Below are 19,949 nucleotides of genomic sequence, written 5' to 3'. Positions count from 1 at the left end.
GGTGGTTGCTAGCAGGTCAGAACCGGGGTTTCCTTCCAGGGAAACTTCTGTGCAGTGTCGAGTTGGGTGAAGGGGATCAGTTTCACGTCGGCCGGTCCCAGGTCGGGGGTGTCGACGACGATGATCCGGTCCGAGGCCGGCTCGTAGAACGCCCGGAAATGGGTCTTCGAGCGCAGCACGATCACGTCGTAATCCTCGGGGCGTTCGTCGAAGATGTAGAACGGGTCGCCGTCGATGGCGAAAGCGAAGTTTGACACGACCGAGACCCGGATATGGCCGAATTCGATGAGCGCGGTGGTGCCGAGGTCGATCGTGGCGCCAGTCTGCATCTGGCCGGTGACCGTATAGGTCTTGTGGCCGGCCCAGAGCACCTTGGCGCGTAGCGCGATCGGCCCGCCGCTTTCGGGCGAGGTCTTGCCGCCAAGCATTAGGTCGATCTCGGCGCCTGCGCCGGCGGCCAACGCCTGTTCGGCGGTCTCGGGGTCGAACATGAAGGGTACGCTAACACGGCCCACCTCGCGATCCATCAACGCGCGCAAGAGGTAGGTGCTGTCGTTCATCCGGTCGGCGTGTTCCAGCAGGACCACCGGCTTGCCCGCGCCCGGCCTCGCCTCCAGGTCGGCCAGCGCCCCGGACACGTCGGCGACAGGGATCGCGGATGAAATCTCGCGGCGTAGCGCCTGCAGTCGTTCGGCCAACTGGCGCGCCTTGGTTGCGGCCGCTTCTTGCCCGTCCCAGTCGACCGCGACCACCGACATGCCGGTGTTGGGAGAATCCGCGTATGCGAAGCCGGCCATGACAGAGATATCGCAATCGCCTGCGGCTTCCAGCGCGCGGGCCTCGGCGATCACCGTCGCCAACGGCTCGAGCGCGGTGGCCGAGAGGATCGATGGGATCACGACCCCGGGCTTGCAGACCGCCAGCCCCGGCTTGCGGCCCTCGCGCAGGATACGCAGCAACGCCTCGGTGGCGCGTGCGCCGGTCTGGCCCATGTCGGTATGAGGCGAATGCCGATAGGCCACGGCCACGTCGCACTCGGCGAAGGTGCGGCTGTCGACATTGCCGTGATAATCCAGCGCAACCGAGATTGGCACGTCCGGGTGCGCATTTCGGACCTTGCTGATGACATGGCGCTCGATATCTTCGTATCCGGGCGCCCAGGAGGCGCCGTGAAGGAAGAGAACGATTCCGTCGAGCGGGGCTGCTCTGGCCAGCAGGGAAAGGGTTTCGCCGGTTAGCCAGGCGATCGCCTCGTCGGAAGCCGGGCCGAGTGCGCCAATGACCGTCTGCACGAGAGGGACGGCGACGGCGTCCGGTGCGGCGTCGAGCGTGTCGAGACAGCCGCCGGCGACCGTGTTGGTGCCGGCAAACGCCTTGGCCATGGCCTCGCCGCGAGTGGTGTTGCGGATGAAATCGTCTTTCGTGCTGATCACCGGCACAGCGCTGACCGATTCAAGCATGAAGCCGGCATAGGCAACGCGGAAGGACATGGCGGTTCTCCTTGATCGGCTCGTTATTCGGCAGTGGCGGCGTCGATCGCCTCGCCGAGGCGATCGACGATCATGTCGATCTCGTCGGGTGCGATGATGAAGGGGGGGGCGAGCAGTATATGGTCGCCGCGCTGGCCGTCGATCGTGCCCGGCATCGGGTAGCACAAGAGCCCGCGTTCCATGGCGGCGCGCTTGACCCGGGCATGCATCTTTCGCGAGGGGTCGAAGGGGGCCTTGGTATCGCGGTCGGCGACTAGCTCGATGCCGCGGAACAGGCCGCGGCCGCGAATGTCGCCCACGTGGGGCGACTGGGCCAGGCGCTGCTCCAGCGCACCTTGCAGCCGCCGACCCATCTCGGCGACATGCGGCATCATCTCCGGGCGAGTGATCTCGTCCAGCACCGCGTTCGCCGCCGCGGCGGCGACCGGGTGCCCGATATAGGTGTGACCGTGCTGGAACGTGCCGCTGCCCTGTTCGAAGGCGCGGTAGATCCTGTCGGAGAGCAGCACTGCGCCGATCGGCTGGTAGCCGCCGCCCAGCCCCTTCGCGACTGCGATGAGGTCGGGCACCACGCCCTCGGTCTCGACCGCGAAGAGCGAGCCGGTCCGGCCCATGCCGCACATCACCTCGTCGGCGATCAGCAGCACGCCGTAACGGTCGCAGACCTCGCGGATAGCGCGCATATAGCCCTCGACCGGCGGCACTGCGCCGAGGGTGGCGCCGACCACGGGCTCCATGACGAAGGCCATGACCTCCTCCGCGCCGAGTTCGCGGATCTTGTTCTCGAGTTCGGCGGCAAGGCGGGTGCCATACTCGATCTCGGTCTCATCGGGCTCGCGGTCGCGGTAGGCGTAGCATGGGGAGACATGATGCGTCTCGGGCAGGAGCGGACGGAACTGCGCTCGCCGCCATTCGTTGCCGCCGGTGGCCAGCGCCCCGAGGGTATTGCCGTGATAGCTCTGGCGGCGGGCGACGATGTGGCGCCGCTGCGGCTGGCCGGTCTCGACGTAGTACTGTCGCGCCATTTTCAGCGCCGCCTCCACCGCCTCGGACCCGCCGGAGACGAGGTAGGCGTAATCGAGCGATCCGGGCGCCAGGTCGGAGAGCCGCTGGCCCAATCGCTCGGCCGCCTCGGTGGTGAAGAAGGAGGTGTGGGCATAGGCAAGCTTGTCGACCTGGGCATGGATCGCGGCGGCGATGGCGGGGTGGCCGTGCCCGAGGCAACTGACCGCCGCGCCCCCGGAACCGTCGATGTAGTCGCGTCCCTCGGCATCGGTGATGTAGATCCCTTGGCCGGAAACGGCGACGGGGGGTGTCGTCTTGGTCGAGCGATGGAGAAGGCGGGTCACAGCGGGTCCTGTCGTTTGTGCGCGGTGGCGGCTTGTTGAGCTATCATTAGAGCGCTTCTGGAGGGAGTGCAACACTTGTTCTATATGTCATGTTAATTTTGTCCACTGTTTCATTATTGTCGTTCATAGAACGAACGAATTTTCATCGTCTGTCCATGAAATGTGCAAAATCAGTTGATATCGACGTAACCGGTGCTAAGTTGCGCAGAGGCTGCACGAGAGGGTAAAACGTTTGTTGCAACACGAAAGCGCCAGAGACCGAATTATCGCCCGTTTCGATTCCATGCCGGGCAAGTTGCAGATAGCCGCGCGCCATATCCTCGATCACCCGCGTGAAGTGGCGCTGAGTTCGATGCGGGAGCTGGCGGCGAAGGCCGGGGTCCAGCCTTCGACGATGACCCGCCTGTCCAAGTTCCTCGGCTACGACGGCTTCAACGCGATCCGCGACGACCATGCCAATGCGATGCGCAAGCCCAACGACGGTTTCGCCGCCCGTGCCCGCGCTTCCGCGCAGACGGGCGACGATCTCGAAGCCAGCGCGCTGGCGCGTGACATGCTGGAACGGCTGGGCCAGGAATTGCTTCAGCTTTCGGTCGGCGACATGTTGGGTCGGATCACCGAGGCCGCCGAGCGGCTAAGTGCGGCGCGACGGATCTATGTCCTCGGCCTGCGGTCCAGCCATTCGGTAGCCTGGCACTTCCACTATGTGCTCTCGCTCCTCGGCGACAAAGCGGTGCTGCTCGACGGGACCGCCCATACTGCCGGTGATGCGCTGATCTGGGCGACCGAGGAGGACGCGCTCCTTGTGGTCTCCCTGAATCCCTATGTGGTGCAGACGCTCAAGCTGGCGCAGGTCGCGCGCGACAAGGGCATGTCGGTGATCTCGGTCACCGACAGCGCGGTGTCGCCACTGGTCAACGTTAGCGACACCGCCCTGCTGTGCCCGGTCGAGAACGGCAGCTTTTTCCACACGCTCACCCCCGCGCTCGCGATATCGGAGGTGCTCTGCGGCCTGCTGGCCAATCGTGACAAGGCGGCTTCGGTGCGTGCCTTGCAGCGCGCGGACGATCACATGCTGGCCACGGACGTTTACGCGCATACCCTGCCCAAACGTGCGTTATGATGTCTCGTGCGACGCCGGCACGAAGAGAGGTCACCGCGTTCGCCACCTGCCGATCGTCTCGGGCGATAGCGCTCATGTCGGCCGAGGCGCCGCCTGGCGCCTGGTCTCGTCTTCGATGTGTCGCGCCGTAAGGGCCGCGGACGAGGAGGCTGTCGCCAACTGCGCCATTGGTGTTAGCCTGGCCTCGCACCATCCAGAACCTCGTCCGACGCTGCGCTACGCCTGTAGTCGTGATCGCTTTATGAGTGCTTCTTCCGGTTGAAAAGTGACCGAAACCGAACGAGTAAGGAACGGGGCAGTTCTCAATGGAAATCAATGCTGGGTCTTTCCTGGTGATCCGGATGATCTCTTCCTGCCGGCGGGTGGGAATATGGCGAAGGCAATGATCCGATGCATCGGAATTGACGACGGTCTGGCGGCTGAACTCCGCTCTCGAGTTTCTCGCGCGCGAACGCGACAATATCGGCGCTTGTGATCGAGGCAGATGTTTTGTCGGCGATATCGAAATCCTTGATGCTCCCGAGCGCTTGCGCTTTCGTGCGGCCGATCTTCTTGTTGCTTTCGCGGAGATAGAGATCCATCGCGTTGGAGAGAGTCGGGTCCTGGTTCCCACTCGACCTGGATTTGAGCGCGGCTTCAAGCGCGCCAGGCTGACCGGGCCGATCTTCGCGTTGGCTGAGCCAGGCGTTGGCCGTCGACCGGAGCTTGAAGATCTTGTGCTCACGCCAGACGGCCTTACCGCCGCGCTTTATGACAATTTGCGCGCGCCATGCTACAGACCCGTCCTGGCGTCAATGCTCTGCGATGGTGCCCATATCGGTACAGCATTTGTTGTATTTTCCGGATAAAAGGTGCGAAATGAGCCGAAACGAGCCATGGGTAAATTTGAGAGATGTGGACTAAGTAGTGAGAAAAGAAGGAAAATCTCAGATTGACGCGTCTCGGCGTTTCGCCGTCGCACCTATGATCGACTGGACGGACCGGCATTGCCGGTTCCTGCATCGTCAGCTCACGCGGCATGCGCTGCTCTATACCGAAATGGTGGTTGCCGACGGGATCATCCATGGTGACCGGGAGCGGCTGCTCGGCTATGGCGCGTGCGAGCACCCGGTGGCTTTGCAGCTTGGCGGATCGGAGCCGGACAAGCTTGCCGAGGCGGTGCGGATCGCGGCAGATTTCGGCTATGACGAGATCAACCTCAATGTCGGCTGTCCGTCCGACCGGGTGCAGTCGGGGGCTTTCGGTGCCTGCCTGATGCGCGAGCCGGATCTGGTGGCGCGGTGCGTGGCGGCGATGAAGGCCGTGACGGATACGCCGGTGACCGTCAAATGCCGGATCGGCGTCGACGAGCAGGACCCGGAAATTGCCCTTTCGGATCTCGCGGCACGGGTCGTGGATGCCGGGGTGGATGCGCTCTGGGTGCATGCCCGCAAGGCCTGGCTCGAGGGGCTTTCACCCAAGGAAAACCGCGACATCCCGCCGCTCGACTATGATCGGGTCTATCGTCTCAAGCAGGATTATCCTAAACTTTTCATCGGGATAAACGGCGGTATTGCGGATCTGAATCAGGCCGTTGAACATCTGAATCATGTCGACGGCGTCATGCTCGGCCGGGCCGCCTACCACAACACTTCTCTTCTTGCCGGCGTCGACAGGCAGATCTACGGGATGGATGTTGCCGAGGTGGACTGGCTCGCGGTTTGTGCGGCGATGATGGACCATGCCGAAGCGCACCTGGCTTCCGGCGGTCGTCTGATCCACGTCACCCGGCACATGATCGGATTGTTCCAGGGGGTTCGCGGCGCGCGGCGTTTCCGGCAGATCCTGTCGGCGGATGCGGTGCGGCCGGGTGCTGGCCCGGAGGTGATCGCCGCTGCCTTTGAGGCTATCGATCCGACCGATCTGACGGCCGCCGCCTGATGTGAAACCATGGCCGCAAGGCCACTCGACAGGACCCGGCATGAACCCGATTCGCTCCTATCCGATCATCGGCGCCGTCCTTGCGCAGCTTGCCGCAGGGGTGGTGGTGTTTGCGTTGAGTGCCATGCTGGCCGGCAGGCTCGACGCAGTCGGTCTGTTCTGGGGTGGGTTGATCGTTCAGAGCGGTGTCGCCGCAGCTGTGACGAAGCTGCTCGGGTTGCCGGTCTGGTGGGTCTGGATCAGTCTTTGCTTTCCTGGGGCGCTGATGCTTGCGCTCAACGCAGGCGATCTGCCTGCCTGGCCGTTCGGGATCGGGTTTGTCGTGCTCTATCTGGTTTTCTCCAACACCGCGCGCGAGCGGGTGCCGTTGTATCTGACAAACCGGCTGACGACCGGGGCGCTGTTGTCGCTGATGCAGCAACGCGGCGCCAATCGCTTCGTTGATCTCGGTTCGGGGCTTGGCGGCGTCGTCCGGGCGCTCGACGGCGAGGGCAGGCAGGCGAGGGGCGTGGAGTCGGCGCCGATGGTCTGGTTTGTTTCCTTTGTGCTGTCGAAAATTGAGCGACGGGGCCAGATCCTGCGGCAGGATATCTGGTCCGCCGACATTTCGGATGACGATATCGTCTACGCATTCCTCTCGCCCGAGCCGATGCCGCAGCTCTATGAGAAGGTCAGGCGGGAGATGAAGCCTGGCAGCCTGCTGGTCTCCAACAGCTTTGCCGTGCCGGGTGTCGACGCTACCGAGATCTGGGAGCTTGCCGACCGGCGCAAGACGCGGCTCTATCTTTACGAAATGAACCAGCTGGACTCCGCTTCTGACGAGGCGGCTTCTGGTGAAGCCGGCTGACGGTCCTTCCGGATCAGGTCCCGATCTTCTTCAGGTTGGCTTTTGTCGTTTTTTCCCAGTGGGTTGAGCGCGGGTGCTGCCGGATTGAATCGGGCAGCTGAAAAGCCGATTCAGGCTGGCCTTGAGGTGATCTGGCTCCTGCGATCACTCGGCCGGCAGCGGCGTCGGCCTGTTGTTGGCATCAAGCGCCACCATGACGAACAGGGCATTGGTCACCTTGTCCATCTGCGGCGAGAGATAGCGCTGCGCCCAGGCCTCGACCAGAAGCGTCATCGAGGTGCGGCCGACCTTGACGATGTCGGTGTAGATGCACAGCGTGTCGCCGATCTTGACCGGCATGGCGAACGACATCTCGTTGACGGCTGCGGTGACCACGCGGCCGCGGGCGCGCTCGGCGGCGCGGATGCCGCAGGCAAGGTCCATCTGCGCCATCACCCAGCCGCCGAAAATGTCGCCGGCGGCGTTGGCGTCGGCCGGCATGGCCAGTGTCCGCAAAGTCAATTCACCGGTCGGGCTGATCATCGTCGTCTCCTGATTGGGATGTCAGGTTTACCCCGGCGCCGGACTGTTTTGAAGGGAGCGGCGGCGAGAATGTGGGGATGACGGCGGAATGACCGTCCCGATGCGGCCTGCAGTGGCCAGGCCCGGTGGCGCGCCGCACTGCATTTGCCGCAATATTGCCCCAGACGTTAACGCGCAACATCAGTCTTCCTTTACCGTTATGTGAGATTCTCGGGGTCAGTTTTGCGTATCCCCGGAGAAATCCATGTTGCCTCCCGTATCCAGAATCCGCCGCCGCCGGCCGTCGATGGCCGGACTGGCGCTGACAACCGCGCTCGTCGCCGGCGGATGTTCGGGCGACATGTCGCCTCCCGGGGATCTGCTGGCGATCGAGCCCGCGGCACCGATGATCCGCAGCGAGCCTTCCGCGCCGGTGATCATGTCCAGCGCGCCGATTGCTCCGGCCATGTTCGCCGATGTATCCGATTCTACCGTTCCCAACAGTCCGGATGCGCCGATGCAGAACGTGCTTGCCTACCCGGTCTCGGCAGGGGTGGACATGAACGAGATGACGTCGGCGTTGCCCGAGGGCAGGATGGAGCAGCCGGTCGTGACCGGGATCGGCACCGACAATCCGCAGCTTGCCGGGACATCCGGCAATCCGCTCGATGGCGGATCAGACGGAATGGTGATTGGTACCGACGGGCAGTTTCAGGACAACCGCACCGATGACGCCCAGGTGCAGGTTGCCGGGCTGATGCCGCGGGTCGGCAATCCGATGAGCGCGCCGCAGTGGGCCGGTGGCATGCCGGCGGCGGAGAAGGCCTGCCGCAACCGGCTCAAAAGGCTTGGAGTGACCTACCGCGACCTTCCGGCGGTCAACAGCGGCAAGGGCTGTTCGATCCCGTATCCGGTCGAAGTGACCGAGCTTTCGGGCGGCATCAGGATCAAGCCGGCGGCCAAGCTCAACTGCCAGGTCACCGATGCGTTCGCCCAGTGGGTGAAGAACGAACTGGCGCCTGCCGCGAGGCTTCGCTACCTCTCCGGCGTGAGCTCGATCAACCAGCTGTCATCCTATTCCTGCCGGACGATGAACTCCAAACGCGGTGCGCCGATGTCCGAGCATGCAACCGGCAACGCCATCGATGTCGGCAAGATCACGCTCGACAACGGCCAGGCGATCTCGGTGCGCAAGCCCGGGTTCTTTTCCTTCCGCGAGAAAAGCCTGCTTAAGACGATCCGTAGCGACAGCTGCAAATATTTCACCACCGTTCTCGGGCCCGGCAGCGACGTTCATCACAAGGATCATTTCCATTTTGACCTGAGAGCGCGCAAGACCGGCTACAGGCATTGCGACTGAACAAAAAAAGAAGGCTGGACAAGCCAGCCTTCAACCCGTTGCCGGGGGATGGGGCGTCAACCCGGAGCGGGAGAACTCCCGACGCGGCCGGCGTACAAGCGGGGGGAGCCGGCCCATGGAGTCCACACGGCCGGATGATTGCCTCCCTGCCGTGTCTCGACATTGCCCGAAGAATGTCTCTGTTTGATGACGTCTGCCGGATAAGCTAAAGGCATCAGGGAATTTGTTCCGGCAGGCGGCGGAACGCCGGACAGGGATTGCTTGAATGCCACCAATGGGGGACTTGATCTGGTTTGCGGCAGCCCTTGCCGGCGCCGGGGCCGTGGCCGGGATTCTTGCGGGCCTGTTCGGCATCGGTGGCGGGGCGATCCTTGTTCCGGTGTTCTATCAGCTCTTTGGCCTGCTTCACATCGATGACGCGGTGCGGATGCACCTGTCGGTCGGCACCTCGCTCGCCATCATCGTGCCGACTTCGATCCGTTCTTTCATGGCGCACAGAAAACGCGGTGCTGTGGATCAGCAGTTGCTGCGCAGCTGGATCCTGCCAGTGCCGCTGGGCGTGGTCTCCGCATCGGTGGTGGCGGCTTCGGTCTCCAGTGCCGGCCTGCGCGCCATCTTTGCGGTCATCGCCATCCTGGTTGGTCTGCGAATGCTGTTGAACCGGCAGAGCTGGCGCCTGGGCAGCGTGTTGCCGGGAAATCCGGTCAGAGCGACCGTCGGCTGGCTGATCGGGCTTCTCTCCGGGTTGATGGGGATTGGCGGGGGTGTGCTCAACAACACCTTCATGACGCTCTACGACCGCCCGGTGCACCAGGCGGTGGCGACATCTGCGGGCGTCGGTGTGCTGATCGCGATCCCGGGACTGTTCGGCTATATGTGGGCAGGGTGGGGGGCAGATGGTCTCCCGCCTTATTCGACCGGGTATATCGACTGGCTTGTGGTCGCGCTGATCATCCCGATCACGCTCCTCATCGCGCCGCTGGGGGTACGTTTCGCCCATGCGCTCGACAAACGGCAGCTGGAGATCGGGTTCGGCTGCTTCATGCTGTCCGTCGCCGTGAGATTCTTCTACAGTCTGACATGATGCTCATGCACCGGCGTCCCCGGCATTGGCCGGAGACACGCTCTTTGCTGCATGGTCAGCGGACCGATCAGGCCCAGCCACCCGGTCGGGTCACAAGCTGGTACGAAGCTGCGCCAATGTTGCCACGGTTTCGAAACTGATCGACGTGTTGCCGCTGATCAGCGTCAGCATTGGATCGGGAGCGGCATTGTCGATGTCATAGAGAGCCAGGAAACGCCGGACCAGGGTGTCCACTTTTTCCGGATCCAGCAGATCGTCAACGTCCAGATACCTGTCGAGCATCTGCTTTTGCTTGTCGATGTCGCTGCTCGCCGTTTCCGCGGAAATCGAGAAGGCTATGCGGACGAATTGCGCCAGGGCGTCGTCGGCAAGGATGTCGAAGTTGCTGGTGATCGTCGGCGCCATCCGCTCGAAGTAGAGTGCGAGGCGGGCTCCCAGACTTTCCGTCCCGGCTTCTTCCTCGATCGCCTGGGTCAGGTAGAGGCGCTGGGTTTCCACCAGTCCGCGCTCGTTCTGCACGCTCCGGCTGGAGTTGGTCCGGATGAAACCGTCTGCGTCGAAATTGAACGACCCGGCAATCTTCTGGAAGCCGATCTCGGTCTGCTGGTTGGCAAAGCTATCAGGATCATCGAGGTCCGAGATCAGCACGGCCTTGAGCATTTCGGAACTCACATCGACCGGCCTGAGGCCTTCGGCGACAAGCAGCACGTTTTTCAGCCGCACATCGGACAGCAGTTGGTCGACGGTTTCAAGCGTCTGCAACTTGTCGCGATAGTAGACAGCCTCAGCTTCGGCGGCGGCCTTGGACGATTCGCTCGAATCCAGCCGGGTCACCGCGGTGTAGTAAGCCTTGGTGATTCGTGTGATCTCGTTTTCCGACTGTGCATAGCGCGGCGGGCCGATGCTGCCGTCGGCGGCAAAGTTGTAGGCCTTTGCCAGTTTCACGAACCGGTCATCCTTCATCGTGTTGACATAGCTCTTCGGGTCATAGGGATCGCTGGTGAACACCTGCTTGAGCTTGTAGATGGAGACCTCGTCGGGTGAGATGTTGAAAGCCTTCAATGCGAACTCTCGGATGGTGATCGCAGCAGGCTGGGCCGACAGGAAATCGTCGAGATTGCTGGTAAGGCCGATATAGCGCTTGTATTTCGCAAATGCCGCTGCATCGGCCTCATCGTCGGCATCGTTGTACCTGTCGATGTAATTGGCCGTTGTCAAGAAGAGCTGATCGCTGTCCTGAATGTCCAGGCCGGGTGTGATCGTGCCATCGCTTTCAAAATTGAAGGCCTTGGCGAGCGCGATCATCTCTTCGCTCTTGGTGTAAATTTCCCCATTGAGATCGGATGTGTCCTGCTGCAGAGCCCATTTGACATCGGCGCGGCTGGTGGTCAGCGGAATTCCGTAGGCCGTCAGCATCATGATGCTCAGGCGGGTGTTGTCCAGAAGCTCATCGATCGTGGTGATGCTGGAAATCGTGTCTTCATAATACTCCTTGTTGAGCAGCGCTCCGGCGGATGTGAGCCTTGGCTGCGACAGTACATAGGATTCCGTGACCAGCTTCATCTGCGCGGTGGTCATCGGCTCGACACCGGGATCCAGCGTACCGTCCGCATTGAAGTTGAACGATGCGGCCAGATTGTAGAAGTTGTCGGCCTTGGCGATCGACTTCGAATACTGCGTGATCAGATAGTTGATCTTTTGCTTTTCGGCTGCCGTTTTGGTCGGGTCGGCAAGCTGTGTGTTGAGGTCGTCGACAAGGGTTATCCAGTCGTTGACTTGTGGAGCGATCACGGAATTGATGTAGCTGCCTGCATCAGCAATATCGCTGGTGATCACGCTTCTCAGCGTGTTGTAATCGAACGTATCCGGGTCAATGCCGAACGTGGTGAAGACGTAATCGCGAGCACGGGTGTTCTTGAACAGGTCGTCGACGTTGGTAAAGGTCTGGGCCACGGCAGTGAAATAGGCGGTCTCCGCCTTCAACTGGCTGTCGTTGTCCGCGATCGTCTGCTCATAGGTGCCGATCAGGTTGTCGATCTGGGTGGGGGTCTGAACAATCTCGGATGTTTTCGTGTTGCCGAAGTCATAGGCCGCGGCAAGCGTCTTGTACCTGGTGTCGGTGAGAAGATTTGCGAAACTGCCGGAATCCTTCAGATCGCTTTCCAGAACCTTGCGGATGAAGGCTTTCGCATAGCTCATTTCCTCCAGCCCGTAGGCTTTCATCGCGTAGGCATAGACCCTGTCATTGGCAAGGAATTCGTCGATGCTGGTGATCGATCCGATCGTGTCGCGGTAATACTGCAGTTCCCTGCTGATCACCGGATCGGCAGCCTTGCGACTGAGCGTCTCGTTGATGTCTTTTGTGTAAAAATTATAGGACTGAAAGCTGCTAATCATGATGTAACCTGTGATCGGGAAAGCAAACGAAACAACCGTTAAACTGACGAGAATCCACCTCATGAAGATGGAATTTCCGAGAATCTGTCATGGCGTGCTTGCCCGAGGCTTTCCGCAATTGAATTGCTGACGTCGTGCTGCGAACAGGTTTTGAGTTCGGGGAATACTAGTCGCGGAGAATGACTTCGTCCCGCCGCATCTCGAATGCGGTTAAGGAAGAGATAAAGTTCATTCCCAACAGGCTTTGATCAAGGCGCTGCGGCTCGGCCACCATGGCGCGCAGTCCACGCCGCACCACCGAGCCAACTGTCACGGTGTCGAGCCGGACCGGTGCGGCGCGGGCCTGGCCGTTGGCGGTGTTGATGATCAGCGTGTAGCTCAGCTCGGCATCGGTGAAGCCGATGCGCAGTGCATCGTCATGCGAGAGCGCAATCGAGGTGGCGCCGGTGTCGATGAGGAAGTTCACCGGCTGGCCATTGACATCACCGGCGGCCTGAAAATGCCCGTTGAGCGATTTGCGGATCAGGACGGCCTGACCGTTTTCGTCCGATACGGTGACGGGGCGCCCGGGCGCCAGCCCGCCGGCCACGCGCAGGACCATGTCCCTGGCCTGGTCCTGGTAAAGCCAGCCGGTGGCAAGGCCGAGGATCATCACCACCCAGATCATCAGGTTCCGGACCATTTCGCCGATGTTGCGATGCGCGCCGACCACGCCGGCGCCGACAACGGCACCAATCAGCCCGAGATAGACGAGGCTCGCGAGATCGTCGTTGGGCAGGCCGAAACTGAAGCCGGTTTCGTGATTGAAGATCAGGACGGCGAGGGCGGCGCCGATCAGCGCGAGGACGAAGACCATATTTCTCAGCTATCCTGGCGTTCGCGCGCCATGCGCTGCCGCCTGGTCTCGCGCCGGGGCTTGCGTTCCACGGTTTCGAGACGTTCGGGCAACTCGGCCATGAGCCGGCGTCGTGTCTCCGGCGTGTAGCCCATCCAGCCGGCGATCTCGTCGCGGGTTCGGCCGCAGCCGAAACAAAATCCGGTCTTCATGTCGATCGAGCATACCAGGATGCAGGGCGATTCTATGCTCATGGACGATCTTGCTCGGTTTCTGACATCTTTGCCGTTTTATATCGGTCGTTCACAGCAAAAGGGCAAGGGCGGTGAGGCAGACAGTCTCGCCGACCTGCTGGGTGGCGCCAATGGTGTCGCCGGTGTGGCCGCCCAGTCTCGATCGCACCATCGATGTCCATTGGCGGGCTACAGCTGCCAGGAGCGCAAGGCCAAGCGCTGCGGTTATCAGACCCGACGCGAGTGTCACAAACAGCATGTATATGATGGCGCCCGAGATGAGGGCCAGGTTCCGCGCCCTTTCGTCCGGGGCGCCGACCGAGGCGGCGACGCCGTTCTGGCGGGCAGGGGGCAGGGCGCTCCAGTGCCAGACCATGGCTGCGCGGGAGGCCGCCGCAACGCCAAGAAGCATCAGAAAGGCGCCCCATCCGCCGATCACCGAGATGATGATGGTCAGCGCGAGGGCGCGCAGCGCGAAACTGACCATCAGTGCCAGAACCCCGTAGGTTCCGATGCGGCTGTCCTTCATGATCTCGAGCATCTGCTCGCGTCCGCCGAGGGCGCCGAAAGAATCGGCGGAATCGGCCAGCCCGTCCTCGTGCAGTGCGCCGGTGACGCCGATCAGAATCGTCAGCGCCAGCAGTGCGGCCAGCGCCGCATTGGCGTTGACCGCCGACAGGATCAGGATGGCCAGACCCGGGCACAGTCCTATGATCAACCCCGCGGCTGGAAACATGCCCGAGGCCCGGGTCAGCGAGCCGTCATGATCTTCGAAATGCCGCGCCGGCATCGGCAAGCGGCTGAGAAAGCCTGCGGCGCGGGCGATGTCGTCGAGATAATCGCTGATCTGCATTTCGGTCTCCGGCCGGCGGCATTATTCGGGTCAAGACCCGCGATGTCGCGAACGTTATTGTCCTTGGGCGATTTGACAATTACACCGGGCCACGTCGCGCGTCATGCGCAGAAGAGTTTTGGAGAAGAAAATGAGTGCCAGCGGTTTGCCTTTTGATGATTTTCGCGAACTCCTGCGCAATCTGCCCGGGCCTGATACGTCGGCGCTCGCCGTGGCGCGCGAGCGCGATTCGCAACTGACCAAACCCGCAGGCGCACTCGGGCGGCTTGAGGAGATCGCCTTCTGGCTGGCGGCCTGGACCGGGCGCTCGCCGCAGGTCACGCGGCCGCTGGTGGCGATCTTTGCCGGAAACCACGGCGTGACGGCGCAAGGCGTGTCACCGTTCCCGCCTTCGGTGACGGCACAGATGGTGGAGAATTTTGCCGCCGGAGGTGCCGCCATCAACCAGATTTGCGTCGCCAACGACCTGGGGCTGAAGATCTTCGACCTGGCGCTGGAAGTGCCGACGGGCGATATCTCCGTCGAGGCGGCGATGGACGAACGCACCTGTGCGGCGACGATGGCGTTCGGCATGGAGGCGATCGCCGGCGGCACCGACCTGTTGTGCATCGGCGAAATGGGCATCGGCAACACCACGATCGCGGCGGCAATCTTCTACGGGCTTTACGGCGGCTCGGCGGTCGACTGGGTCGGTCCCGGCACCGGATCGGAAGGCGAAGTGCTGGCGCGCAAGATTGCCGCCGTCGAAACGTCCGTGGCGCTGCACAAGGCGCACCTCGATGATCCGCTCGAATTGCTGCGGCGTCTGGGCGGGCGCGAGATAGCGGCCATGGCCGGCGCAATTCTCGCCGCGCGGATGGAACGAATCCCGGTTCTGATCGACGGCTATGTGGCAACGGCGGCGGCGGCGGTGCTGCATGCGGCCAATCCTTCGGCGCTGGATCATTGCCTGATAGGCCATGTTTCGGCCGAACCCGGCCACATGGCTGCCATCGAGAAGCTCGGCAAGACACCGTTGCTGGCGCTCGGCATGCGGCTTGGCGAAGGCACGGGTGCGGCGCTGGCAGCCGGCATCGTCAAGGCTGCGGCGCAATGCCATACCGGCATGGCGACCTTTGCCCAGGCAGGTGTTGCCGGCAAGGAATGAAACCCGGTCAGCCCGAGGCGGGATCTGCGTTCAGGCGAAGGCCCGCTTCTTCCTGACCGCGCCGCCCGATACGCCTTCGACCGGCGCCATGCTTTCGAGGACGCGGTTGCGCGGCAGAATGGCGATGCCCTCGGTGCCCTCGCGCAATTTCGACTTCAGCACGAATTCGCCGCCGTGCTTGGCCAGGATTGCCTGGACGATGGGCAGGCCGAGCCCGGTGCCCTGTTCGGCGCTCTTGATGGCGACAGAGCCCTGGCCGAAGGCTGACAGCACCACCGGGATTTCCTCCTCGGCTATGCCGGGACCATTGTCCTTGATCGCGAGATACTGCCCGCCGCCGGCGGTCCAGCCGAGCTTGACGCGGATTTCGCCGCCCGACGGGGTGAACTTGACCGCGTTCGACAGCAGATTGAGCACCACCTGGCGCATCGATTTCTCGTCTGCCCAGACCATCGGCAGGTTTTCCTCGAAGGCCTCGATGATGCGGATGTTCTTGCTGCGCGCCTTGAGCTGCACAAGACCGATGCAATCCTCGGCGATATCGGCAAGCGAAAGCGCATTCTCATTGAGCTCATATCGGCCCGCCTCGATGCGCGACAGGTCGAGGATCTCGTTGATCAGATTGAGAAGATGCTGGCCGGAACGGTGGATGTCGCCAACATATTCCTTGTAGCTCGGGTTCTCCATGGGGCCGAGCACCTCGCCCGACATGACTTCGGAAAACCCGAGGATGGCGTTGAGCGGGGTTCTGAGCTCATGGCTCATGGAGGCCAGGAAGCGGGACTTGGCGAGATTGGATTCCTCGGCGCGACGGCGTGCCTCGTCCGAGACCGAATTGGCGACCTCGAGTTCGGCGATCAGGTCGTCCTTCTCGGTCTGGTAGCTCAGCATCTTCAGGTTGGTGCTGTAGAGCCGTTGCGACATGAAGGCAAAGAACAGCGCCGCTGCCGAGATCATGGCGAAGGCGGAAAAATCGGCCACATCGCGGCTGATGGAGGCGCGGGCCGCAAGCGCCAGGATGGCGGGAACGGCCGCGAAATAGAACGCAAAGCGCAAGGCAAACGTCGTCATCGCCGTCGCCGCGAGAGCGATCAGCAGGACGGCGGACTTGTAAAAGACGAAGGTGTCGCCCTGGCAGGTGGTGCAATGCTGATAGGCAAACAGAGCCCAGGTCAGGCCGATTACCGCGTAGGCAGCGAGGAACCGCTTGCGCCAGATGCCCGCGGTTTCCTCGTTGCAGTGCCCGCGCGAGGCGCGCCGGGCGATAAGGATCTGCCCGGCATAGACCACCAGGGTCAGCAGCGCCCAGCCCAGCAGCCACAGCGCATCGTCGAACCACAGTCCGCCCACGGCGGCCAGGATCACCAGAACCGCCGGGGCGGCGGCGCCCTGCAGTACGGCATTGATGTGCAGGCGGAGCATTTCGGTGTCGAAAGCCGGGGAAATTTCCCGCCCGTGCTGCAATTGCTCGCGGGTGGCACGCACGGCTTTCATGACCGCCGCGTTCTTGTGGGTGCGCGAACGATCGACAATGTTTTTGTCGGTCATGGTCTGGGGCGTCGACACAGTGCTTCCGATATCTCCGGTTCGGACTGAAAATCTAGTCGCCAAAGTTTAAGAAGCTGTTTGCATTTTCACCTCTAACCGGATCAATCGTCTTGAATCCAATGGATGAATAGGATCATCTGCGGCGATGAGATTCCCGAAACGGCGAGCAAGATCAAGGCGCCCGCGCTGGCGCAAAATAGTCGATATCTGCGTCGCTGTGACGCTCGTTGCCGGCGCCGCGCTGGTTGCCGCGCGCATGGACCATTTTACGGCAACGGACATCTCCGGCCGGGTGCGCGTTGTCGATGGCGACAGCCTGGCGCTCGGCAAGCGGCGGCTGCGGCTCAAGGGGATCGATGCCCCGGAACTCGCGCAACGCTGCCGCAAGGACGGCTTTGACTATGGTTGCGGAACCGAATCCGCCTCCTATCTCAGAGGTCTGATCGGTGGCGCCGAGGTTGTCTGCAAGGGCGAGGGTATTGACCGCTATGGCCGGGACCTGGTGCGCTGCCGGGCGGGCAATGTCGATCTCAACGCGGCGATGGTGCGATCGGGTCATGCCATTGCCTTTGGCGACTACACCCTTGCTGAAGCCGAGGCGAGATCGGACCGGGCAGGGCTGTGGGCCGGCGATTTCGAAGCGCCAAAGCAATGGCGCGCCGTTCACGGCGGGCTCGACGAGGATCTGCATGCCGGTTTGTCGGGGCTGACGGCTTTCCTGCGGCGGCTGTTTGGTGTCTGATCGGATTTATTTGGGAGAGGAAATCGCATGAAACTCTATGATGGCGGACGCGCGCCCAATCCACGCCGGGTGACCGTGTTCCTGGCCGAGAAGGGCATTGAGGTGGACAAGGTGCCGGTGGACATGGGGCAGCTGGGCCACAAGTCGGAGGAAATCACCCGGCTCAACCCGCTGCAGCGGCTGCCGGTGCTGGTGCTCGATGACGGCACGGCGATCTCGGAAACGGTGGCGATCTGCCGTTACTTCGAGGAACTTCATCCCGAACCGCCGCTGATGGGCACGGATGCCAAGGACAAGGCCATTGTGGAGATGTGGAACCGCCGGGTGGAGTTGATCTTTCTCAGTGCTGTTGCCAATGCTTTCCGCCACACCCATCCGGCGATGAAGGAATGGGAAGTGCCGCAACTTCCCGAATGGGGTGAGATCAACCGGCCCAAGGCGTTGAAATTCCTGGAAATGCTGGACAAGGAGCTGGCGGATCGCGAGTTCATCGCGGGCGACCGCTACACGATTGCCGATATCACCGGCATGATCGGGATCGACTTCATGAAGCCGGCGCGGATCGAGCGTCCCGAGCACCTGACGAACGTGATGCGCTGGTATCAGGCAGTCTCGTCGCGGCCGAGCGCGAAGGTGTGACAGGCAGATGAGCGTGGCCACCGGTGATGCCCGTGATCCGGATCAAACGCTTTCGGCGCTGCTGGCCGATATCGCGGCCTGCCGGATCTGCCGGGATGCACCGCTCGGTGGCCCGGCCAATGCGCTGCCGCACGAGCCGCGTCCGGTCTGTGTTGCCTCGTCCAGTGCCTCGATCCTGATCGCAGGCCAGGCGCCGGGGACGCGGGTGCACCAGAGCGGCAGGCCGTTCACCGATCCGTCCGGCGACCGGCTGCGGGACTGGCTCGGGGTGGACGAAGCGCAGTTCTACGATCCGGCCAAGTTCGCAATTGTGCCGATGGGGTTCTGTTTCCCGGGCCTGGATGCAAAGGGCGGCGACCTGCCGCCGCGGCGTGAATGCGCGCCCGCCTGGCGGGCCCGGGTGATGGAACACATGCCGCAGCTGAAGCTGGTGCTGGTGATCGGGCAATATGCGCATGCCTGGCACCTGGGCAAACTCAGGCAGAAGTCGCTGACCGACACCGTGCGCAACTGGAAATCCATCCTCGCGAGCAGCGAGACATCCTGTCCGGTGATGCCGTTGCCGCACCCGTCCTGGCGCAACAGCGGCTGGATCCGCAAGAACCCATGGTTCGAGGCGGAGCTGCTGCCGGAACTCAAACGGATCGTGAAACGGGAAATCTCCCCCTAAAGAGAAATGACAAACCATCGATTTGTCTTTTCGGGGTAAAATTTTCTTTGTGAAGGCGCTGGCGACGCGATATCAGGGAGATCAATCCAGTTTCCGGAGATTTCCATGGATCGCCTTGATCGCAAGATACTACGCCTGCTGCAGGAAGACGCCACCCTGGCGGTGGCCGAAATCGCCAAGAAGGTCGGTCTTTCGACAACGCCGTGCTGGCGGCGGATCCAGAAGCTGGAGGAAGACGGTGTCATCAAGCGCCGCGTGGCGCTGCTCGATCCAGCGGCGATCAACGCCAAGGTGACGGTGTTCGTGTCGATCCGCACCAACTCCCACTCGAATGAGTGGCTCAAGCGGTTTTCCGAGGTGATTACCGAGTTTCCGGAGGTGGTGGAATTCTACCGGATGAGCGGTGACGTCGATTACCTTTTGCGCGTGGTGGTGCCCGATATTGCCGCCTACGATGCGTTTTACAAGCGGCTGATCGCCAAGATCGAAATCCGGGACGTGTCTTCGTCGTTTGCCATGGAGCAGATCAAGTACACAACCCAGCTGCCGCTCGATTACATCCAGCTGGCCAAGGAAAAGCCTGAAGCCGGCTGACCCTCGTCCGCCAGGAAGTGTCATGCACGGCAGGCTGAAGCATGGTTGCGACCGCAGAGGCGATACGCTGCGACTAAATCGCTCACGCGCCCTGCGATTTCTGGTGTATAGTAAAAATCCGATGTGTTGAGGGGATGATCCCTAACTGGAGGATTGAGATGAAAACGCTTCTTGCTGCAACAACCATGGCCGCCTTCCTGCTGGCAAACGCCGCCCATGCCGCCGGCGATGACGTCAAGACGGTGGAAAGCGATGCGGCCTTTGCCGATGTCGCCTCGGGCATCGAGAACGCCATCGTCAACCGCGGTTTCAAGGTGGATTACCACGGGCTCATCGGCGACATGCTCAAGCGCACCGCCACCGATGTCGACGCCGGCAAGGCGCTCTACAAGGACGCCGAGTTCTTCACCTTCTGCTCGGCCGTGGTGTCGCGCAAGGTAATGGAAGGCGAGATCGGCGACATCGCCTATTGCCCCTACGTGGTGTTCGCCTATGAACCCGCCGAGACGCCGGGCAAGGTGACCGTCGGGTTCCGGATGCTGCCCGCGGGCGGCGAGCGTGATGCGGTCAACACGCTTCTGTCCGACATCATCAAGGATGCCGCAGACGGGATGTGA

At 62.3% G+C, this 19,949-nt stretch carries 20 protein-coding genes; 12 read left to right on the top strand and 8 right to left on the bottom strand.

The window, feature by feature from the left end; translation table 11 throughout:
- Positions 1 to 8: 8 nt before the first annotated feature.
- A complete protein-coding gene (locus O4H62_RS08165; RefSeq protein WP_269386909.1) occupies positions 9 to 1,490 on the bottom strand; it encodes a M81 family metallopeptidase in 1,482 nt (493 codons plus the stop codon).
- A 23-nt stretch (positions 1,491 to 1,513) separates the two neighbouring features.
- Positions 1,514 to 2,839, bottom strand: a complete 1,326-nt coding sequence (locus O4H62_RS08160; protein ID WP_269386907.1) for an aspartate aminotransferase family protein — start codon at positions 2,837 to 2,839, stop codon at positions 1,514 to 1,516.
- A gap of 235 nt (positions 2,840 to 3,074) precedes the next feature.
- Between O4H62_RS08160 and O4H62_RS08155 the strand changes: the two genes are divergently transcribed.
- The 4 genes from O4H62_RS08155 to O4H62_RS08140 all read left to right on the top strand — a co-directional run bounded on the left by O4H62_RS08155 (position 3,075) and on the right by O4H62_RS08140 (position 6,729).
- Positions 3,075 to 3,962 (top strand): MurR/RpiR family transcriptional regulator, encoded by an 888-nt coding sequence (locus O4H62_RS08155; protein WP_269386906.1) that lies wholly within the window; start codon positions 3,075 to 3,077, stop codon positions 3,960 to 3,962.
- Positions 3,963 to 4,363: 401 nt separating this feature from the next.
- Positions 4,364 to 4,810: a hypothetical protein gene (locus O4H62_RS08150; RefSeq protein WP_269386904.1), complete on the top strand. Its 447-nt coding sequence runs from the start codon at positions 4,364 to 4,366 to the stop codon at positions 4,808 to 4,810.
- A 115-nt stretch (positions 4,811 to 4,925) separates the two neighbouring features.
- Positions 4,926 to 5,882 (top strand): tRNA dihydrouridine(20/20a) synthase DusA, encoded by a 957-nt coding sequence (gene dusA / locus O4H62_RS08145; protein WP_430538395.1) that lies wholly within the window; start codon positions 4,926 to 4,928, stop codon positions 5,880 to 5,882.
- A gap of 40 nt (positions 5,883 to 5,922) precedes the next feature.
- Positions 5,923 to 6,729: a hypothetical protein gene (locus tag O4H62_RS08140; protein ID WP_269386903.1), complete on the top strand. Its 807-nt coding sequence runs from the start codon at positions 5,923 to 5,925 to the stop codon at positions 6,727 to 6,729.
- Positions 6,730 to 6,873: 144 nt separating this feature from the next.
- Here the strand turns inward: O4H62_RS08140 and O4H62_RS08135 are convergent, their stop codons facing one another.
- Positions 6,874 to 7,251 carry an acyl-CoA thioesterase gene (locus O4H62_RS08135; RefSeq protein ID WP_269386902.1) on the bottom strand — a complete coding sequence of 126 codons (378 nt, stop codon included), beginning with the start codon at positions 7,249 to 7,251 and terminating at the stop codon, positions 6,874 to 6,876.
- A 244-nt stretch (positions 7,252 to 7,495) separates the two neighbouring features.
- Between O4H62_RS08135 and O4H62_RS08130 the strand changes: the two genes are divergently transcribed.
- The gene (locus tag O4H62_RS08130) at positions 7,496 to 8,590 is read left to right on the top strand and encodes an extensin family protein (RefSeq protein ID WP_269386901.1); all 1,095 of its coding nucleotides are present in this window, start codon (positions 7,496 to 7,498) and stop codon (positions 8,588 to 8,590) included.
- A gap of 265 nt (positions 8,591 to 8,855) precedes the next feature.
- The gene (locus O4H62_RS08125; RefSeq protein WP_269386899.1) at positions 8,856 to 9,674 is read left to right on the top strand and encodes a sulfite exporter TauE/SafE family protein; all 819 of its coding nucleotides are present in this window, start codon (positions 8,856 to 8,858) and stop codon (positions 9,672 to 9,674) included.
- Between the two features lie 90 nt (positions 9,675 to 9,764).
- Here O4H62_RS08125 and O4H62_RS08120 read toward each other — a convergent pair whose 3' ends face one another.
- The 4 genes from O4H62_RS08120 to cobS form a co-directional block, all read right to left on the bottom strand.
- Positions 9,765 to 12,071: a DUF1217 domain-containing protein gene (locus O4H62_RS08120; protein WP_269386898.1), complete on the bottom strand. Its 2,307-nt coding sequence runs from the start codon at positions 12,069 to 12,071 to the stop codon at positions 9,765 to 9,767.
- Positions 12,072 to 12,237: 166 nt separating this feature from the next.
- Positions 12,238 to 12,927, bottom strand: coding sequence for a TIGR02281 family clan AA aspartic protease (locus tag O4H62_RS08115; RefSeq protein ID WP_269386897.1), 690 nt, complete (start codon positions 12,925 to 12,927; stop codon positions 12,238 to 12,240).
- A gap of 5 nt (positions 12,928 to 12,932) precedes the next feature.
- Positions 12,933 to 13,160 carry a DUF1289 domain-containing protein gene (locus tag O4H62_RS08110; protein ID WP_269386895.1) on the bottom strand — a complete coding sequence of 76 codons (228 nt, stop codon included), beginning with the start codon at positions 13,158 to 13,160 and terminating at the stop codon, positions 12,933 to 12,935.
- 49 nt (positions 13,161 to 13,209) lie between these two features.
- Positions 13,210 to 13,992 (bottom strand): adenosylcobinamide-GDP ribazoletransferase, encoded by a 783-nt coding sequence (gene cobS, locus O4H62_RS08105; protein WP_269386893.1) that lies wholly within the window; start codon positions 13,990 to 13,992, stop codon positions 13,210 to 13,212.
- 130 nt (positions 13,993 to 14,122) lie between these two features.
- Between cobS and cobT the strand changes: the two genes are divergently transcribed.
- Positions 14,123 to 15,139: a nicotinate-nucleotide--dimethylbenzimidazole phosphoribosyltransferase gene (gene cobT / locus O4H62_RS08100; protein WP_269386892.1), complete on the top strand. Its 1,017-nt coding sequence runs from the start codon at positions 14,123 to 14,125 to the stop codon at positions 15,137 to 15,139.
- A 30-nt stretch (positions 15,140 to 15,169) separates the two neighbouring features.
- On the opposite strand, the gene O4H62_RS08095 is transcribed toward cobT, so the two are convergent.
- Entirely contained in the window at positions 15,170 to 16,687 is a 1,518-nt protein-coding gene (locus O4H62_RS08095; protein WP_430538394.1) for a sensor histidine kinase, read from the bottom strand.
- Between the two features lie 145 nt (positions 16,688 to 16,832).
- Between O4H62_RS08095 and O4H62_RS08090 the strand changes: the two genes are divergently transcribed.
- The 5 genes from O4H62_RS08090 to O4H62_RS08070 all read left to right on the top strand — a co-directional run bounded on the left by O4H62_RS08090 (position 16,833) and on the right by O4H62_RS08070 (position 19,949).
- Positions 16,833 to 17,429 carry a thermonuclease family protein gene (locus O4H62_RS08090; protein ID WP_269386889.1) on the top strand — a complete coding sequence of 199 codons (597 nt, stop codon included), beginning with the start codon at positions 16,833 to 16,835 and terminating at the stop codon, positions 17,427 to 17,429.
- Positions 17,430 to 17,456: 27 nt separating this feature from the next.
- On the top strand, positions 17,457 to 18,068 hold the full coding sequence (locus O4H62_RS08085) for a glutathione S-transferase (RefSeq protein WP_269386888.1): 612 nt from the start codon (positions 17,457 to 17,459) through the stop codon (positions 18,066 to 18,068).
- A gap of 7 nt (positions 18,069 to 18,075) precedes the next feature.
- Complete coding sequence (locus O4H62_RS08080) at positions 18,076 to 18,738, top strand: uracil-DNA glycosylase family protein (RefSeq protein ID WP_269386886.1); 663 nt, start codon at positions 18,076 to 18,078, stop codon at positions 18,736 to 18,738.
- Between the two features lie 105 nt (positions 18,739 to 18,843).
- Positions 18,844 to 19,332 (top strand): Lrp/AsnC family transcriptional regulator, encoded by a 489-nt coding sequence (locus O4H62_RS08075; protein WP_269386884.1) that lies wholly within the window; start codon positions 18,844 to 18,846, stop codon positions 19,330 to 19,332.
- Positions 19,333 to 19,490: 158 nt separating this feature from the next.
- Positions 19,491 to 19,949: a DUF302 domain-containing protein gene (locus O4H62_RS08070; RefSeq protein WP_269386883.1), complete on the top strand. Its 459-nt coding sequence runs from the start codon at positions 19,491 to 19,493 to the stop codon at positions 19,947 to 19,949.

The sequence above is a fragment of the Parahoeflea alexandrii genome, from assembly GCF_027214025.1.
GTDB classification, from domain to species: domain Bacteria; phylum Pseudomonadota; class Alphaproteobacteria; order Rhizobiales; family Rhizobiaceae; genus Hoeflea; species Hoeflea alexandrii_A.
Note: the sequence above shows the minus strand (reverse complement) of the source record. Positions and strands in the feature narration are given on the sequence as shown.

What these genes read in the sequence shown, in the direction of transcription:
- O4H62_RS08080 (WP_269386886.1), top strand. Translation starts at nt 18,076, where the DNA reads ATGAGCGTGGCCACCGGTGATGCCCGTGATCCGGATCAAACGCTTTCG.
- O4H62_RS08090 (WP_269386889.1), top strand. Translation starts at nt 16,833, where the DNA reads ATGAGATTCCCGAAACGGCGAGCAAGATCAAGGCGCCCGCGCTGGCGC.
- O4H62_RS08135 (WP_269386902.1), bottom strand. Translation starts at nt 7,251, where the DNA reads ATGATCAGCCCGACCGGTGAATTGACTTTGCGGACACTGGCCATGCCG.
- O4H62_RS08115 (WP_269386897.1), bottom strand. Translation starts at nt 12,927, where the DNA reads ATGGTCTTCGTCCTCGCGCTGATCGGCGCCGCCCTCGCCGTCCTGATC.
- O4H62_RS08130 (WP_269386901.1), top strand. Translation starts at nt 7,496, where the DNA reads ATGTTGCCTCCCGTATCCAGAATCCGCCGCCGCCGGCCGTCGATGGCC.
- O4H62_RS08085 (WP_269386888.1), top strand. Translation starts at nt 17,457, where the DNA reads ATGAAACTCTATGATGGCGGACGCGCGCCCAATCCACGCCGGGTGACC.
- O4H62_RS08095 (WP_430538394.1), bottom strand. Translation starts at nt 16,687, where the DNA reads ATGACCGACAAAAACATTGTCGATCGTTCGCGCACCCACAAGAACGCG.
- O4H62_RS08070 (WP_269386883.1), top strand. Translation starts at nt 19,491, where the DNA reads ATGAAAACGCTTCTTGCTGCAACAACCATGGCCGCCTTCCTGCTGGCA.
- O4H62_RS08120 (WP_269386898.1), bottom strand. Translation starts at nt 12,071, where the DNA reads ATGATTAGCAGCTTTCAGTCCTATAATTTTTACACAAAAGACATCAAC.
- O4H62_RS08110 (WP_269386895.1), bottom strand. Translation starts at nt 13,160, where the DNA reads ATGAGCATAGAATCGCCCTGCATCCTGGTATGCTCGATCGACATGAAG.
- O4H62_RS08165 (WP_269386909.1), bottom strand. Translation starts at nt 1,490, where the DNA reads ATGTCCTTCCGCGTTGCCTATGCCGGCTTCATGCTTGAATCGGTCAGC.
- cobT (WP_269386892.1), top strand. Translation starts at nt 14,123, where the DNA reads ATGAGTGCCAGCGGTTTGCCTTTTGATGATTTTCGCGAACTCCTGCGC.
- O4H62_RS08075 (WP_269386884.1), top strand. Translation starts at nt 18,844, where the DNA reads ATGGATCGCCTTGATCGCAAGATACTACGCCTGCTGCAGGAAGACGCC.
- dusA (WP_430538395.1), top strand. Translation starts at nt 4,926, where the DNA reads ATGATCGACTGGACGGACCGGCATTGCCGGTTCCTGCATCGTCAGCTC.
- O4H62_RS08140 (WP_269386903.1), top strand. Translation starts at nt 5,923, where the DNA reads ATGAACCCGATTCGCTCCTATCCGATCATCGGCGCCGTCCTTGCGCAG.
- O4H62_RS08125 (WP_269386899.1), top strand. Translation starts at nt 8,856, where the DNA reads ATGCCACCAATGGGGGACTTGATCTGGTTTGCGGCAGCCCTTGCCGGC.
- cobS (WP_269386893.1), bottom strand. Translation starts at nt 13,992, where the DNA reads ATGCAGATCAGCGATTATCTCGACGACATCGCCCGCGCCGCAGGCTTT.